This is a genomic window from Pseudochelatococcus lubricantis (assembly GCF_011762225.1).
In the GTDB taxonomy this organism is placed as follows: Bacteria; Pseudomonadota; Alphaproteobacteria; order Rhizobiales; family Beijerinckiaceae; genus Pseudochelatococcus; species Pseudochelatococcus lubricantis.
In genome coordinates this window covers 39,866-54,677 of the sequence record NZ_JAASQI010000009.1, presented here as the reverse complement: position 1 = coordinate 54,677, position 14,812 = coordinate 39,866, and the positions used below count along the sequence as shown (strand labels likewise).

Here is a 14,812-nt window from a genome sequence, read left to right as displayed (position 1 = left end):
GCTCACGGGAGACGCCGGTGCTATTTTTCCCAGAGAATGAAGCCGGCATACTTTCGAGACGTGAAGGCTGCACCCGAGCCTGGCAAAGATATGCCTCGCCATCCAATTATAATGTTTCCGCGGAACCCCACCCGGACCAAGACTCGACCGTGCCGCGGGCCGGAGTATCGCATCGGAAAAGTCAAGCAGACACGGAACCGTTCCCGGTAAGCAGAGCAGCGTTACCGTGCCGATTTCCTTGAGCGCGGCGTCATACCATCGGGCCTCACCCTATGACCAAACGGCTGGCCGGAACAGGGGAAACGGCACGTAAAAAGCCACATCGCATTAATACTCATGCCATAAACATTCAAACCAACATAAATAATATAATGTCGCCGAATTTATTCGTCAACTAAAATTATAGTTTTTAAGTTTTCTTACTTAAATTATTACTTGAAATTATTTCTCAAAAATCCAATTCCACGAATGAAAGTACAGTTTTTCCTATATGTACCCCGGCGGTGAATGATCGCAGCCCTCCCGAGAACATATTCTCCTGAAGGCTACCCCATCGTTATCAGAACACGCATTTCCCGAACGCCGGCTCCACGGAACGTCCCCACTGCCCTTCCCACAGGACGAGCAAATCCTCGGCCTGCGTAAGCCCGCGCGCAAGGATGGCGTCGAGCGGGTCGAGGTAGCGCGTCTCATCCTCTCCCGCATCGTCGCGGAAGGCGCGCGCCTTCAAGCCCGCGCGCGCAAGCGCCATTACCTCGCGGCCGATATCGCGCAACGAGCGTCCCCGTATCGTCGCGGCGAGCCCCTGCACCGGCGCGGCGTCGCGCAAGGCCTGGCGTTCCTCAGCGCTCCAGCCGCGCACGATGTCCCACGCCGCGTCGAGCGCGTTGCGGTCGTAGAGCAGCCCCGCCCACAGGGCGGGCTCGGCGAGCAGCATCGGCACCGGCCCGGCGTCGGAGCCGCGCATTTCCAGGAATTGCTTCAGCCGCACTTCCGGGAACACCGTCGACAGGTGATTCGCCCAGTCCGACAGCGTGGCGCGCTCTCCCTCCAGGCCGGGCATGCGGCCTTCCAGCAGGTCGCGGAACGAGCGGCCCGCGACATCATGATAGGTATCGCCGCGCTTGACGAAATAGGTCGGCACGTCGAGCATCCAGTCGACATAGCGCTCGAAGCCCATGCCGTCCTCGAAGGCGAAGGCGAGCATGCCGGTGCGGTCGGCGTCCGTATCGCGCCAGATGTTGGAGCGGGCGGAGAGAAAGCCGTTCGGCCGCCCTTCCGTGAACGGCGAGTTGGCGAAAAGCGCCGTGGCCAGCGGCTGCAGGGCGAGGCTGACGCGCAGCTTCCGCACCATGTCCGCCTCGCTGCCGAAATCGAGGTTGACCTGCACGGTCGCGGTGCGGAACATCATGTCGAGGCCAAGTTGCCCGACCTTCGGCATGTAGGCGGACATGATGCGGTAGCGCCCCTTGGGCATGACCGGCGTCTCGCCCCGCGTCCACAGCGGACTCATGCCGAGAGTGAGGAAAGCGATGCCGAGCGGCTCGGCGACCGCCTTCACGTCGGCGAGATGGCTCTCCAGTTCTGCCCGCGTTTCATGAACGGTCCGCAGCGGCGCGCCCGAGAGTTCGAACTGCCCGCCCGGCTCCAGCGAGATCGCGCCGCCGCCCACCGGATCGAACAGGCCGATCGGCATGTCGCCTTCGGTGATCGGCTCCCATCCCGTGCGCCGCGCGAGCCCGTCGAGCAGCGCGCGGATGCCGTTGTCGCCCGCGTAGGGAACCGGGCCGTGGCCGTTGCGGTAGAAGGGAATCTTCTCGTGTTCGGTGCCGAGCCGCCATTCGTCCGCCGGGCGGCATCCTCTGGCGATGAACTCGACAAGCTCGTGGCGCGACTCAATCGGCGTAGGGTCGGATGAATCGCGGGCCATGCAGCAGTGTCCTGAAAGGGAGCGGCACCTTGGTGCGCGGTGGAAGTCGGTCGGTTCTGCATAATCCGAACTGTTACATCTCGCAACAATCGGACGAGTTGCCGCGCCCGATCCGTCATGGCGCCCGGCCGGAATGTGACGATTCTCACGCCGCGATCCGGGGAGGCACCACGCCGGCGTCGGCGGTGTCGGCACGGAAGAAAACCGCCAGGGCGCGGCACCGCCCCCGAAAAGCTTGCTTGCCGGCTCTGCCCCTGCTGCCGTACAAACCGGCAATGGAACAGATCAGGGGCCTGAGCGGGCGCGATCTTTTCCGGAAAGTGGTATCCACGTCCGGGAAGCGCGCTCCAGCGGGAAAAGGACTGGCGGACGGGCCGCCGGAAATGCCATGTCGCAGACGCATCCTGCCCTGACGGACAAAGATTTCGGCCGCGTCGGGGATGCCATCGTGGAAGCGGGCCGAATCGCGCTCTCCTTCTTCACGGAAGGGGCGCGAACACGCGCGGCCGTCACCCTCAAGAACGACCGCTCCCCCGTCACGGAGGCGGATATCGCCGTCGACCGCTTCCTGCACGAGGCGCTGCTGCGCATCAGGCCCGACGCGGGCTGGCTGTCGGAGGAATCGGCCGACGATTCCGCCCGCCTCGATCGCCCCACCGTCTGGATTGTCGATCCCATCGACGGCACGCGCGCCTTCGCGGAGGGCGCGCGTGATTGGGCGGTCAGCGTCGCGCTCGTGCATGCGGGCCAGCCGCTGGCGGGCATCCTGTGGGCGCCGGCGCTCTCCTTGCGCTATGAGGCGCGCGCGGGCGCCGGCGCGCTGCGCAACGGCCTGCCCATCGGCGTATCGCGGCAGGCGGAGATCGCGGGCGCGCGCGTGGCAGGCCCGCGCGGAATGCTCGACATGCTGTGCGAGCGGGGCCACGCCGTCGTCGCCATGCCGCGCGAGCCTTCGCTCGCCCTGCGCATCGCCCGTGTGGCGGACGCCGCGCTCGACGCCGGCCTCGCCTCCTCCAACGCGCACGACTGGGACATCGCCGCCGCCGACATCATCCTGCGCGAGGCGGGCGGCCAGCTCGGCACGCTCGACGGTGCGCGCCTGCGCTACAACACCCGCGCGCCGGTGCACGGGCGCCTCATCGGCGCCAACAGCACGCTCGCGCCCCTCCTCGCCGCGGCGCTGGCGCGGGAGAAGGGCGCCCCATGACGCGCGAAGCCGTTCGCGTCCAGCAGGCGACGACCGGTTTTTCGCCTCTGTCCGGTTGTGCGCAAGCCAATCTTCGGGCAGGGATAGCCATGAAATCGGCGCAAACCGGTATCATTGCGCTTGCGCTTTCCACTTCTCCAGTCAGGGCCAGAAGACCATCATGACCGACGCTCCCAAACAGTTGCTCCACCTCGTGTTCGGCGGCGAGCTGACCGATCTCGACGGTAGCGAGTTCCGCGATCTCGCCAAGCTCGACATCGTCGGCATCTACCCGAACTACGCGCAAGCCCACGCGGCCTGGAAGGCGAAGTCCCAGTCGAACGTCGACAACGCGCACATGCGTTACTTCGTCGTGCATCTGCACCGCTTGCTCGACCCGGACGCGACGGCGTGACGGCGAGACGGGCGACGGCGACATCATGGCGCTGTTGAAGCGGATCGTCCGCTCCCGCCCGGTGCAGGCGACGCTCGGCGCCCTGCTCGCCGGCTATCTGCGCCTCGTGCGCGCCACGAGCCGCACCGTCACCCACCCGCCGGACCTCTACGAGAAGGCGGGCGGGCTGATGCCGGTGATCGTCGCCATGTGGCACGGCCAGCATTTCATGGTGCCCTTCGCCCGCCGCCCGCAGGACCCGGCGGCGGCACTGGTGTCGCGCCACGGCGACGGCGAGTTCAACGCGCTCGCCCTGCAGCGCCTCGGCATCCGCGCCATCCGCGGCTCGGGCGCGCGCGAGCGGGCGCGCATGCACGAGAAGGGCGGCGTCGCGGCGCTGCGGGAACTCCTGAAGGCGCTGGGGGGTGGCGAGCTGGTGGTGCTGACAGCCGATATCCCGAAGGTTTCCCGCCGCTGCGGCCCGGGCATCGTGCTGCTCGCGCGCATGTCCGGGCGGCCGATCGTGCCGATCGCGGTGGTGTCCAGCCGGCGGCTCGACTTCAGAAGCTGGGACCATGCCTCCATCGGCCTGCCGTTCGGACGCATCGCCATGGTGGTCGGCGAACCGCTGTTCGTGCCCCGCGACGCGGACGAGGCCGCGCTGGAGACGATTCGCCGTGACGTTGAACAATCGCTGGACGCCGTTCACGCGCGCGCGTATGCCATGGTCGGCTCGGCCGACCCCGGCGTGAGCGCGGATGTTCACAGGCAGGCGTAACCCGCCCGGAAAGCGGCCCTGCGGCCGCATCCCTGAATTCAGGACCAGAGTACACATCAATTGACGAGCGCAGGTCAGGACATTCCGGTATGGAGCGGGCGTCGGCGCACCTCCCTTCCCTTTTGCGGGCGGGACGCCTTCCGCCGGGCGGAGCCGGCCCCATGACCGCACGGACTCCCTGGCCGCTGACCGTCTACCGGCTGACGACCGCCGCGCTCGCGCCGCTCCTTGGCGGAATGCTGGCCTACCGCGCCCGCAAGGGCAAGGAAGACCGCACCCGGCAGGGCGAGCGGCGCGGCATTCCGGGGCGCGAGCGCCCGCCCGGCCCGCTCGCCTGGCTGCATGGCGCGAGCGTCGGCGAGACGACGTCGCTCCTGCCCGTCGTGGAACGGCTGACACGGCAAGGCTTCACCGTGCTCGTCACCTCCGGCACCGTCACGTCCGCCCGCCTGCTGGCGGCGCGCCTGCCCGGCCACGCCCTGCACCAGTATGTCCCGCTCGACGTGCCGGCCTACATGGAGCGCTTCCTCGACTACTGGCGACCGGATCTGGTACTGATCGCCGAATCGGAAATCTGGCCGAACGCGCTGGTCGGGATCAGGGACAGGGGCATCCCGGCGCTGCTGCTGAACGCGCGCATGTCCGAGCGCTCGTTCCGCCGCTGGCAGCGGCTTCCCGCCACGGCGAGCGCCATGCTGCAGCACTTCGACCTCTGCCTCGCGCAGTCGGCGGCGGACGGCGAACGACTGGAACGCCTCGGCGCGCCGCGCGTCGTGGTCGCCGGCAACATCAAGTACGACGTCCCCGCGCCGCCGGCGAACCCGGCGACCGTGGCGACGCTGTCGGCCATCGTCGGCGAGCGCCCGGTGTGGATCGCCGCCAGCACGCATCCCGGCGAGGACGATCTCGTGCTGCAGGCCCACGCACTGCTGCAGCCGACCCATCCCGACCTGCTGACCATCATCGTGCCGCGCCACCCCGAGCGCGGCGCGGACATCGCGGCGCTTGCAGGCGCGCGCGGCCTGCCGGCAGGTCTGCGCTCCGCCGGCACCCTGCCGGAGCGGCATCTCGCGGTGCATGTCGCGGACACGATCGGCGAACTCGGCCTGTTCTTCCGGCTGGCGCCCGTCGCCTTCATCGGCGGCTCGCTCGTACCCCACGGCGGGCAGAATCCCATCGAGCCGGCGAAGCTCGGGACGGCCATCGTGCATGGGCCCCACGTGCGCAATTTCGCGGACGTCTACCGCACGCTCGACGACGCGCAGGCGGCATGGCGCGTCGACGACGCCCATGGGCTGGCCGAGGCGGTCTACACGCTCCTCTCCCAGCCGTCGCGCGCGCGGGCGATGGCACGGGCCGCCGCCAGCACCGTCAATGCGCTGGGCGGGGCCGTGGAAACCACCATGCGGGCGATCGATCCCTACATCCTGCACATGCATCTGATCGCGCGATAAAAGGGGCCGATGGCCGGAACCGGCGTGCCTGGCCGGCCGTTGTGAGCGGGCGAGATGCGCGAAACGGCCGCGCTTGGGAAAGGATACCGCGATGCGTGCCCCTGATTTCTGGTGGCCTTCCACACCCACCTTCGCCGCCCGCTGTCTCCAGCCTGTGGGCGCGGTTTACGGCACGATCACCTCCCGGCGTATGCGCCTCGCGGGCGCTGTGCCGGGCAAGCCCGTCATCTGCGTGGGCAATTTCACCGCCGGCGGCGCGGGCAAGACGCCTACGGCCATCGCTCTCGCGCGGCGCCTCGCGGCGCTCGGCCATGGCATCGCTTTCCTCACGCGCGGCTACGGCGGCCGGCAGCGCGGCCCGCTGCTGCTCGGCCATGACGACCCGCACGACGAACCGGCGACGGAGTATACCCATGTCGATGTCGGCGACGAGCCGCTGCTCCTCGCCCGTTACGCACCCGTCATGGTGGCGCGCGACAGACGGGCGGGGCTCGACGCGCTGCTGGCGGACGGGGGCGTGCGGCCGGATGTCGTGATCATGGACGACGGCCTGCAGAACCCCTCCATTTCCCGGACGCTGAGCTTCGCCGTGGTCGACGCGCAGACCGGCATCGGCAATGGCCTGTGCATTCCCGCCGGCCCTCTGCGCGCGCCGCTGGCGCAGCAGTTGCCCCACGTCGACGCGCTGATCGTCATCGGCAGCGGCACGGCAGGCGACCGCGTCATCGCCGCCGCCGCCGCGATGGGCAAGCCGGTGTTCGCCGCGCATCTGGAGGCGGACGCGGACGCCGCCCGCCTCGTGCGGGGCAGGCGCGTGCTGGCGTTCGCCGGGATCGGGCGGCCGGAAAAATTCTTCGATACGCTGGAGAAAATCGGCGCGGAGATCGTGCAGCGCAAGGCCTTTCCCGACCACGCTCCCTTCACGCCCGCGCAGATCGCGGCGCTGGAGGACGAGGCCCTGCGGAACGACCTGCTTCCGGTGACGACGGAGAAGGACGCCGTGCGCCTTCTCGCCCTCACCGCCGCACCGCACCTGCGCGCCTCGATGGCCGTGCTGCCGGTCGAGGTCGTCTTCGACGATGAAGACGGCCTGCGCGCGTATCTCGCACGCGCCCTGCCGGAGCCCTCGGCGCCGCTGCTCGACACCGGCACCTGAGAAGGACCGTCGATCAGGCCGGCGGCGTCTGCTTTCCGCCGATTTTCCCCAGCCCGACAAGACGCTGGCGCACGGCTTCCGGCGAGGCGTAGGCTTCCTGCAGATCCACGTTCCAGTAACGCAGGTCGTCGAGCGGAATGACCTTGCCCGTCACCGCGCAGCGCACGAAGGTACCGGGCCGCACGACGCGGAAATCGCCGTCCAGATACTGGACGGAGGCTTCGCCGCCGGCCGGGAAGCGATGATCGTGTCGATTCATGATGCTGTCTTTCATAGCAATTCTGGCTAGAGCGCGTTCCGATCAGATGGAATCATCTGATCGATCAGAATTCGCTCAAAATTAAGGAATCGAGAATCTGTCCTGTTTCGACATAAACACGACAGATTCTAGTCCGCCGTGGTAGTATACGCTCATTCGCCGGCTATGCGTCAATCGCATATCATTTGCGCATATCATTCGCCGCCACCGAAGAGCGTGGGCTGGACAGGCGGCGGCGCGGCGGCGTCGGATTTGCGCTTGCGCCCGCGTGTGGCGGGCTGCGCGCCCTCGCCCTGCGCGGTGGCGCCCACCTTGCCGTCCGCGAACACGAGTTCGAGCGCCATGCCCTCCGACACCGCCGCGCGCGTGCGCACCGTGTGGCCCTCGCTGTCGAGCACGATGGCGTAGCCGCGCGCCAGCACGCCCTTGTGGCTGAGGCTTTCCACCAGTTTCCACAGGTTGTCGACCCGCGCCCTCTCCGCCGCGAGCCTTGCGGCACGGGCGTTGGCGAGCCTTGTCCCCGCAATTGTCAACCGCTCGCGGCCCGCCTCCGCCCGCAGCCGCAGCGGCTGGAGCGACAGGCGCGATACCGCTCGCGTCAGGATTGCCGCCCGCCGCTCGATGCCATGGGCGAAGCCACGGCCGAGCCCCTGCGCCGCCGTGGCCCAGCGCGCCCGCGCACGCTCCAGCAATACGAGTGGCGACAGGCGCGCGAGTTTCTGGCCTGCCGCCGCCAGCCGCGCCTCGTGGCGGCGCACGCCCGCGCCGAGCATGTGCACCAGCCGCCCGCCGGCGAGATCGAGACGCTGGCGCGCCCCGGCGAGCAGATTATCGGCGGAGGGCAGCGCGCGCGTCAGCGCCCGCAGGTCGCTCGCCCGCCTCTCGCCCAGGCGCATCATCGCACCGCGATGGCGGCGGGCAAGATCGGCTATCGCCGCCAGCAGATCGAGCCGCACCGGCACCACCTTTTCGGCTGCCGCCGTGGGCGTGGGGGCACGCAAATCCGCCGCGAGATCGATCAGCGTCCAGTCCGTCTCGTGGCCGATGGCGGAGACGAGCGGGATGGCGCTTTCCGCTGCCGCCCGCACGACGACTTCCTCGTTGAACGACCAAAGGTCCTCCAGCGAACCGCCGCCGCGCGCCACGATCAGCACATCCGGTCGCGGCACGGGGCCGGTTGGGCCGTTCATGGCCCGCGGCAGTGCGTTGAAGCCGCGAATCGCCGCCGCCACCTCGGCGGCGCTCGTCTCCCCCTGCACCCGGACAGGCCACACCAGCACCCGGCGGGGAAAACGGTCGGCGAGCCGATGCAGGATATCGCGGATCACCGCACCTGTGGGCGACGTCACCACGCCGATGACCTCGGGCAGGAACGGCAGCGGCCGCTTGCGCGATTCGTCGAACAGCCCCTCGGCCGCGAGTTTCCTGCGTCGTTCCTCCAGAATGGCCATCAGCGCGCCGACGCCCGCCGGCTCCAGGCTCTCGATGACGATCTGGTAGCGCGAGGAAGCCGGGAAGGTCGTGACGCGCCCGACGGCGATCACCTCCATGCCCTCCTCGGGGCGGATCCTGAGCTTCTGGAAAACGCCCTTCCAGATGACGGCGTCGATGCGCGCGCCCTCGTCCTTGAGCCCGAAATAGGCGTGGCCCGAGGAATGCGGCCCGCGATAGCCGGTGACCTCGCCGCGCAGGCGCACGTGCCCGAAGGCGTCCTCCAGCGTGCGCTTCAGCGCGCCGGACAGCGAGGAGACAGTCCACTCCGGCGCGTTGGTGACGGGTTCGGTATCGGCGGGCTTGCGATTCATGCGCCCACCTTAAGGGAAGGCGCGCGGCGCGTCATCTGCATATGGCGCACCGCCATGAGGCGTGCTAAACGCGCCCCTGATATGGAGAACATTCAAGGTATGGAGCGCCGGATGAACATACTGCTGCTGGGAGCCGGCGGGCGGGAGCACGCGCTGGCGTGGGCCATCGCCGAGAGCCCGCTCACGGGGAAGCTGTTCATCGCGCCCGGCAATCCGGGCACCGCGCAGGTCGGCACGAATGTCGCGCTCGACATCACCGATCACGCGGCCGTCGTCGCCTTCTGCCGCGAGAACGCCATCGGTCTCGTCGTCGTGGGGCCGGAAGCGCCGCTGGTGGCCGGCATCGTGGACGACCTCGCGGCGGCCGGCATCCCCGCCTTCGGCCCGCGCAGGATTCCGGCGCAGCTCGAAGGCTCCAAGAGCTTCACCAAGGAACTGTGCGACGAGTTCGGCATTCCCACCGCCGCCTATGCGCGTTTCACGGAGGCGGAACCCGCCCTCGCCTACGTGCGCAGGCACGGCGCGCCCGTGGTGGTGAAGGCGGACGGGCTGGCGGCCGGCAAGGGCGTCGTGGTGGCGGAAACTGTGGAGCAGGCGGAGGAAGCGGTGCGTACCGTGTTCTCCGGCGTCTTCGGCGTGGCGGGCGCGGCCGTCGTCATCGAGGATTTCCTCCCCGGCGAGGAAGCGAGCTTCTTCGCGCTCAGCGACGGCGAAACCGCCATTCCATTCGGCTCCGCGCAGGATCATAAACGCGCCTTCGACGGCGACACCGGCCCCAACACCGGCGGCATGGGCGCGTATTCCCCCGCGCCGGTGGTGACGCCTGCGGTTGCCGAGCGCGTCATGCGCGAGATCATCAATCCCACCGTCGCCGGCCTCAAGGCGCGCGGCACGCCCTACAGGGGCGTTCTCTACGCGGGGCTGATGATCGGCGCGGACGGGCCGAGGCTCATCGAATACAACGCCCGTTTCGGCGACCCGGAGTGCCAGGTGCTGATGCCGCGCCTGCGCGCGGACATCGTCGCCCTGTTCCTCGCCACCGTCGAGGGGCGGCTGGCGGAAGCCTCGGTCAGGTGGAGCGACGATGCCGCGCTCACCGTGGTGCTGGCGGCGCGCGGCTATCCCGGCGCGGTCGAGAAGGGCAGCCGCATCCGCAACATCGAGGCGGCGGAGGCGATCGAGGGCGTGACGGTATTCCACGCCGGCACACGCGCGGTGGATGGCCATATCGAGGCGAACGGGGGGCGGGTGCTCAATGTCACCGCGCTCGCGCCCACCATCGGGGAAGCCCAGGCACGCGCCTACGAGGCCGTGCGAGCCATCGACTGGCCGGAAGGCTTTTCGCGCTCCGACATCGGCTGGCGGGCGATTGCGCGCGTGACTTGAGCGCATCGCTGCGCTACAGCCTTTCTCATTCTTTCAATATGGAACGTACCGCCTGCCATGTCCGGGTCGCAGAACCATAAACCGCAAAAACCCCAGTCGCCAGGGCTTCTGGCCCGCCAGCCGCGTGGCTTCGCCGACCGTGGCCCCGCCGATATCGCCGCGACGGAGCGCATGCTCGCCCACATCCGCGAAGTCTACACCCTTTACGGCTTCGACGCGCTGGAAACGCCCTTCATCGAATACACCGACGCGCTGGGCAAGTTCCTGCCGGATCAGGACCGGCCCAACGAAGGCGTGTTCTCGTTTCAGGACGACGACGAGCAATGGCTGTCGCTGCGCTACGATCTGACGGCCCCTCTCGCCCGCCATGTGGCGGAGAACTACGACACGCTGCCGAAGCCCTTCCGCAGCTATCGCGCTGGCTGGGTGTTCCGTAACGAAAAGCCGGGGCCGGGACGCTTCCGCCAGTTCATGCAGTTCGACGCGGACACCGTCGGCGCGCCATCGGTTTCGGCGGATGCGGAAATCTGCATGATGGCGGCGGACACGCTGGAAAAGGTCGGCATCGCGCGCGGCGACTACGCGGTGAAGATCAACAACCGCAAGGTGCTCGACGGCGTGCTGGAGGCCATCGGCCTCAGCGACGACGCGCATGCCGCCCGCCGCCTCGTCGTGCTGCGCGCCATCGACAAGCTCGACCGGCTCGGCGCGGAAGGCGTCGCGCTGCTGCTCGGCGAGGGACGCAAGGACGAAAGCGGCGACTTCACCAAAGGCGCCGGGCTGGACGCGGACCAGATCGCCCGCGTACTCGCCTTCACGCAGGCGCGCGGCACGGATGCTGCTTCGACGCTCGCCAATCTGGAGAAGGTGGTGGAAGGCTCCGCGCGCGGTATCGAGGGCGTCGCAGAGTTGCGCGAGATCGCGGCGCTGGTGGCGGCGGCCGGATACGACGACGGGCGCGTGCAGATCGACCCCGCCGTGGTGCGCGGGCTGGAATACTACACCGGCCCCGTCTACGAGGCGGAACTCACCTTCACCATCGCCGGCGATGACGGCCAGCCGGTACGCTTCGGCTCCGTGGCCGGCGGCGGCCGCTACGATGGCCTCGTCGCCCGCTTCCGGGGCGAGGCCGTGCCCGCGACCGGCTTCTCCATCGGCGTGTCGCGGCTTCTCGCGGCGCTCAAGATCATCGACAGTCCCATCGCGCGCGACACTGACCACGTCGGCCCGGTGGTGGTGCTGGTGCTCGACCGCGGCGAGATAGCCCATTACCACGGCCTCGTCAGCCGCCTGCGCGGCGCCGGCATCCGGGCGGAGCTATACCTCGGCGGCGCGGGCATGCGCGCTCAGATGAAATACGCCGACCGGCGCAACAGCCCGTGCGTCGTCATCCAGGGCTCGGACGAGCGCGCGCAGGGCACCGTGCAGATCAAGGACCTCGTCGCGGGCGCCGAGCAGGCGGACGCGGCGCGTGAACTCGACAATGCCGCCTACAAGGCCCAGCGTCTGGCGCAGTTCTCGGTGCCGGAGGCGGACCTGGTCGAGGCCGTGCGCGGCGTCCTCGGTGCCCGGCAGGGCTGAGCGAGGCAGGGCAACCCGGGGAAGGGCGGAAGGGCAGACAGCATGACACACGCATCCGAAAAGGCCGCCGGCCGCGCCGACGCCCTGCTCGCGCTTTTCGCGCGTGAGGGCTACCGGCGCATCGAGCCCTCCGTGCTGCAGCCGGTCGACGTGTTCCTCGACCTCTCGGGCGAGGATATCCGCCGCCATATGTTCCTGACGCAGGATGCGGACGGCAACGAGCTGTGCCTGCGGCCCGACTACACCATCCCGGTCAGCCGCGACTACCTCGCCGAGCGCGAGGCCGGGGGCGTGGCCTCCTTCAGCTATCTCGGGCCGGTGTTCCGGCAGCGCGCCGGGCGGGCGGGCGAGTTTCCGCAGGGCGGCGTCGAATCGTTCGGCCGCCTCGACCGCGAGGCGGCGGATGCGGAAATCGTGGCGCTCGGCTTCGAGGCGCTGACCGGGCTCGGTGTCGCGCAGCCTTCCGTGCGCATGGGCGACATCGGCCTCCTCAACGCGCTGCTCGATGCGCTGGCCGTCTCGCCGCTGCAGCGCCGGCGCATCCTGCGGGCCGTCTCCGAGGGGCGCGCGCCGGACAGCGGCAACGGCGCGGGCAATCCTTCCGCCGCCAACCACGGCGGCCTGCTCGCCGCGCTGGAAGGGCAGGACCCCACCGCCGCCCGCGCCTTCGTGGAGGACGTGTTGTCGATCGCCGGCATCAGCAGCGTCGGCGGACGCTCGGCGGGCGAGATCGCCGAGCGCTTCCTCGCGCATGCGGCCGACCGCAACGGCGGCGACCTCACCGCAGTGCAGCGCGGCGTGCTCGACCGCTATCTCGCCATCGAAAGCGATCCCGACAGCGCCGCGAGCGCCGTCCGGGCGCTGGCGGGCGATGCGGGGCTCGATCTCGACGCCGCGCTCGATTCGTTCGAGGCGCGCACCGGCTTCATCGCCGCGCGCGGGCTCGATGTCGGTGCCATCACCTTTGCCGCGGGCTTCGCGCGCAACCTCGACTACTACACCGGCTTCATCGTCGAGATGCACGATGGCGCCCGGCCCGACACACGCCCGATTCTGGGCGGCGGCCGCTACGACAGCCTGCTCACCCATCTCGGCGCGCCGGGTCCTGTGCCGGCGGTGGGCTTCGCCATCTGGATCGACCGGTTCGATCCCGACAGTGCGCTCGATCCCAACCACGCTCCCGGAGATGCCGCATGAGCGCGCCGCTGATCATCGCCGTTCCCTCCAAGGGACGCCTGCAGGAGAACGCCTTCGCCTTCTTCGCCCGCGCCGGCCTTCCGCTGGTGCGGCCCGGCGGCGAGCGCGACTATCGCGGCACGATCAAGGGCGTACCGGACGTCGAGGTGGCGTTCCTCTCCGCATCCGACATCGTCGGCCAGCTGGCCACCGGCGCGGCGCATCTCGGCATCACCGGCGAGGATCTCCTGCGCGAGCAGCTCGCCGACGCCGACGCCGTGGTCGAGTTCGTCACACCGCTCGGTTTCGGCTTTGCGGATGTGGTGGTCGCCGCGCCGAAGGCGTGGATCGACGTGCGCACCATGGCCGACCTCGACGACGTCGCCGCCGACATCCGCCAGCGCCACGGGCGGCGGCTGCGCGTCGCGACGAAATACATCAACCTGACGCGCCGCTTCTTCGCCTATCATGGTGTCGGCGATTACCGCATCGTGGAAAGCCTCGGCGCCACCGAAGGCGCGCCGGCGGCGGGCACGGCGGAGATCATCGTCGACATCACGACCACCGGCGCGACGCTCGCCGCCAACGCGCTCAAGATCGTCGACGACGGTGTGATCCTGCGCTCGCAGGCCAACCTCGTCGCCTCCGTCTCGGCGCCGTGGTCCGGCGTGGCGCGGCGGGCTGCGCGCACCATCCTCACCCGCATCGCGGCCGAGGAAGAGGCGCGCAACACGCGCGAGCTGACGGCCGTGCTGCCGGAAGGCGTCCTGCTGCCCGGCGACCTGACGGAGCGCTTCCACGCCACCCTGCCGCTCGGCCTGCCCGACACGCAGGGGCGTGTGACGCTGCATTGTCCCGGCGCACAGGTTTTCGCGCTGGCGGACTTTCTCGTCCATGCGGGCGCGGATCCGGTCACCGTACGTTCCGTCGACTGGGTCCTGCGGCGCACGAACCCGTTGATCGAACGGCTGCTGGCGCGAATTGGCGCGGGTGTCGCCTGAGGGCCGGCTGCACCGCCGTCCGCCTTCGAGGTTGCCTCTCACGCAGCTGACAGTTATGGTCTGCGGCGCGTTGTTCCTGTCATGCCGGTCTACGACCGCGAAGCTTTCGGAATCGATGAAGTCCATGAAGCCAGCCCGCTTTTCGCACACCGCCCCCCTGCCCGTCCGCGAAAGGTCGCGTGCCGCGGCGGGATACGGCGCAGGGGCCCTTTTCGCCATCGTCGTCGCGGCGGCGCTTTCCGGGGCGACCCCGGCGCAGGCGCAGATCAACAGCGATCCGGGCATGATGCGCGGCGACCAGCCGGGCAGCGGGCAATCCATGGTGCCGCAGCAGCGGGAAAAGCAGTTCCCCGTCGGTTCGTCCTGGGCTGCGGTCAGCCTCAACAACAAGACCTACGCCATCGACGGCAGCCGCCCCTATTTCACGCTCGACAACCAGTTCCAGCTACGCGGCTTCGGCGGCTGCAACACCTTCTCCGCAACGGCCTATCCGCTGCGCGGCCAGGGCTTCGCGGTGAGCCCCTTCGCCATGACGCGCAAGAGCTGCGGCGCGCAGATCGACGCCGCCGAGCGCGCCTTCATGCTGGCGCTGCGGATGTCCCAGAAGTGGGACGTCGTCAAGGGTCAGCTCCTGCTGCAGGGCTCCGCGGGCACCCTCCGCGCCGACCGCTCCCTCTGATCACGCACTGCCGGCGCGCGGCGAATC

At 69.2% G+C, this 14,812-nt stretch carries 13 protein-coding genes; 10 read left to right on the top strand and 3 right to left on the bottom strand.

Going from position 1 to position 14,812, the window contains the following annotated elements; all coding sequences use genetic code 11:
* Positions 1-559: 559 nt before the first annotated feature.
* Positions 560-1,930: a glutamate--cysteine ligase gene (locus tag FHS82_RS16860; protein ID WP_166954982.1), complete on the bottom strand. Its 1,371-nt coding sequence runs from the start codon at positions 1,928-1,930 to the stop codon at positions 560-562.
* A gap of 388 nt (positions 1,931-2,318) precedes the next feature.
* On the opposite strand from FHS82_RS16860, the gene FHS82_RS16855 reads away from it, so the two are divergent.
* From FHS82_RS16855 to lpxK, 5 genes are all read left to right on the top strand, one after another.
* On the top strand, positions 2,319-3,137 hold the full coding sequence (locus tag FHS82_RS16855; protein WP_166954980.1) for a 3'(2'),5'-bisphosphate nucleotidase CysQ: 819 nt from the start codon (positions 2,319-2,321) through the stop codon (positions 3,135-3,137).
* A gap of 160 nt (positions 3,138-3,297) precedes the next feature.
* Positions 3,298-3,531, top strand: coding sequence for a DUF4170 domain-containing protein (locus FHS82_RS16850; protein WP_166954978.1), 234 nt, complete (start codon positions 3,298-3,300; stop codon positions 3,529-3,531).
* Between the two features lie 25 nt (positions 3,532-3,556).
* Positions 3,557-4,288 carry a lysophospholipid acyltransferase family protein gene (locus tag FHS82_RS16845; protein WP_166954976.1) on the top strand — a complete coding sequence of 244 codons (732 nt, stop codon included), beginning with the start codon at positions 3,557-3,559 and terminating at the stop codon, positions 4,286-4,288.
* Between the two features lie 161 nt (positions 4,289-4,449).
* On the top strand, positions 4,450-5,742 hold the full coding sequence (locus tag FHS82_RS16840; RefSeq protein WP_166954974.1) for a 3-deoxy-D-manno-octulosonic acid transferase: 1,293 nt from the start codon (positions 4,450-4,452) through the stop codon (positions 5,740-5,742).
* A gap of 91 nt (positions 5,743-5,833) precedes the next feature.
* A complete protein-coding gene (gene lpxK, locus FHS82_RS16835) occupies positions 5,834-6,898 on the top strand; it encodes a tetraacyldisaccharide 4'-kinase (protein WP_166954972.1) in 1,065 nt (354 codons plus the stop codon).
* 13 nt (positions 6,899-6,911) lie between these two features.
* On the opposite strand, the gene FHS82_RS16830 is transcribed toward lpxK, so the two are convergent.
* Together FHS82_RS16830 and xseA are read right to left on the bottom strand one after the other, a co-directional pair.
* Positions 6,912-7,157 carry a DUF2093 domain-containing protein gene (locus tag FHS82_RS16830; protein WP_166954970.1) on the bottom strand — a complete coding sequence of 82 codons (246 nt, stop codon included), beginning with the start codon at positions 7,155-7,157 and terminating at the stop codon, positions 6,912-6,914.
* 194 nt (positions 7,158-7,351) lie between these two features.
* The gene (gene xseA, locus FHS82_RS16825) at positions 7,352-8,962 is read right to left on the bottom strand and encodes an exodeoxyribonuclease VII large subunit (RefSeq protein WP_166954968.1); all 1,611 of its coding nucleotides are present in this window, start codon (positions 8,960-8,962) and stop codon (positions 7,352-7,354) included.
* Positions 8,963-9,073: 111 nt separating this feature from the next.
* Between xseA and purD the strand changes: the two genes are divergently transcribed.
* The 5 genes from purD to FHS82_RS16800 all read left to right on the top strand — a co-directional run bounded on the left by purD (position 9,074) and on the right by FHS82_RS16800 (position 14,785).
* Positions 9,074-10,348: a phosphoribosylamine--glycine ligase gene (gene purD / locus FHS82_RS16820; protein WP_166954966.1), complete on the top strand. Its 1,275-nt coding sequence runs from the start codon at positions 9,074-9,076 to the stop codon at positions 10,346-10,348.
* Positions 10,349-10,405: 57 nt separating this feature from the next.
* Positions 10,406-11,929 carry a histidine--tRNA ligase gene (gene hisS / locus FHS82_RS16815; RefSeq protein ID WP_166954964.1) on the top strand — a complete coding sequence of 508 codons (1,524 nt, stop codon included), beginning with the start codon at positions 10,406-10,408 and terminating at the stop codon, positions 11,927-11,929.
* A gap of 42 nt (positions 11,930-11,971) precedes the next feature.
* A complete protein-coding gene (locus FHS82_RS16810) occupies positions 11,972-13,126 on the top strand; it encodes an ATP phosphoribosyltransferase regulatory subunit (protein ID WP_166954962.1) in 1,155 nt (384 codons plus the stop codon).
* The gene (gene hisG, locus FHS82_RS16805; RefSeq protein WP_166954960.1) at positions 13,123-14,106 is read left to right on the top strand and encodes an ATP phosphoribosyltransferase; all 984 of its coding nucleotides are present in this window, start codon (positions 13,123-13,125) and stop codon (positions 14,104-14,106) included. The genes FHS82_RS16810 and hisG overlap by 4 nt, the downstream gene beginning before the upstream one ends.
* Positions 14,107-14,230: 124 nt before the next feature.
* Positions 14,231-14,785, top strand: coding sequence for an META domain-containing protein (locus FHS82_RS16800; RefSeq protein ID WP_166954958.1), 555 nt, complete (start codon positions 14,231-14,233; stop codon positions 14,783-14,785).
* Positions 14,786-14,812: the final 27 nt, after the last annotated feature.

What these genes read in the sequence shown, in the direction of transcription:
- FHS82_RS16860 (WP_166954982.1), bottom strand. Translation starts at nt 1,930, where the DNA reads ATGGCCCGCGATTCATCCGACCCTACGCCGATTGAGTCGCGCCACGAG.
- FHS82_RS16855 (WP_166954980.1), top strand. Translation starts at nt 2,319, where the DNA reads ATGTCGCAGACGCATCCTGCCCTGACGGACAAAGATTTCGGCCGCGTC.
- FHS82_RS16850 (WP_166954978.1), top strand. Translation starts at nt 3,298, where the DNA reads ATGACCGACGCTCCCAAACAGTTGCTCCACCTCGTGTTCGGCGGCGAG.
- FHS82_RS16845 (WP_166954976.1), top strand. Translation starts at nt 3,557, where the DNA reads ATGGCGCTGTTGAAGCGGATCGTCCGCTCCCGCCCGGTGCAGGCGACG.
- FHS82_RS16840 (WP_166954974.1), top strand. Translation starts at nt 4,450, where the DNA reads ATGACCGCACGGACTCCCTGGCCGCTGACCGTCTACCGGCTGACGACC.
- lpxK (WP_166954972.1), top strand. Translation starts at nt 5,834, where the DNA reads ATGCGTGCCCCTGATTTCTGGTGGCCTTCCACACCCACCTTCGCCGCC.
- FHS82_RS16830 (WP_166954970.1), bottom strand. Translation starts at nt 7,157, where the DNA reads ATGAATCGACACGATCATCGCTTCCCGGCCGGCGGCGAAGCCTCCGTC.
- xseA (WP_166954968.1), bottom strand. Translation starts at nt 8,962, where the DNA reads ATGAATCGCAAGCCCGCCGATACCGAACCCGTCACCAACGCGCCGGAG.
- purD (WP_166954966.1), top strand. Translation starts at nt 9,074, where the DNA reads ATGAACATACTGCTGCTGGGAGCCGGCGGGCGGGAGCACGCGCTGGCG.
- hisS (WP_166954964.1), top strand. Translation starts at nt 10,406, where the DNA reads ATGTCCGGGTCGCAGAACCATAAACCGCAAAAACCCCAGTCGCCAGGG.
- FHS82_RS16810 (WP_166954962.1), top strand. Translation starts at nt 11,972, where the DNA reads ATGACACACGCATCCGAAAAGGCCGCCGGCCGCGCCGACGCCCTGCTC.
- hisG (WP_166954960.1), top strand. Translation starts at nt 13,123, where the DNA reads ATGAGCGCGCCGCTGATCATCGCCGTTCCCTCCAAGGGACGCCTGCAG.
- FHS82_RS16800 (WP_166954958.1), top strand. Translation starts at nt 14,231, where the DNA reads ATGAAGCCAGCCCGCTTTTCGCACACCGCCCCCCTGCCCGTCCGCGAA.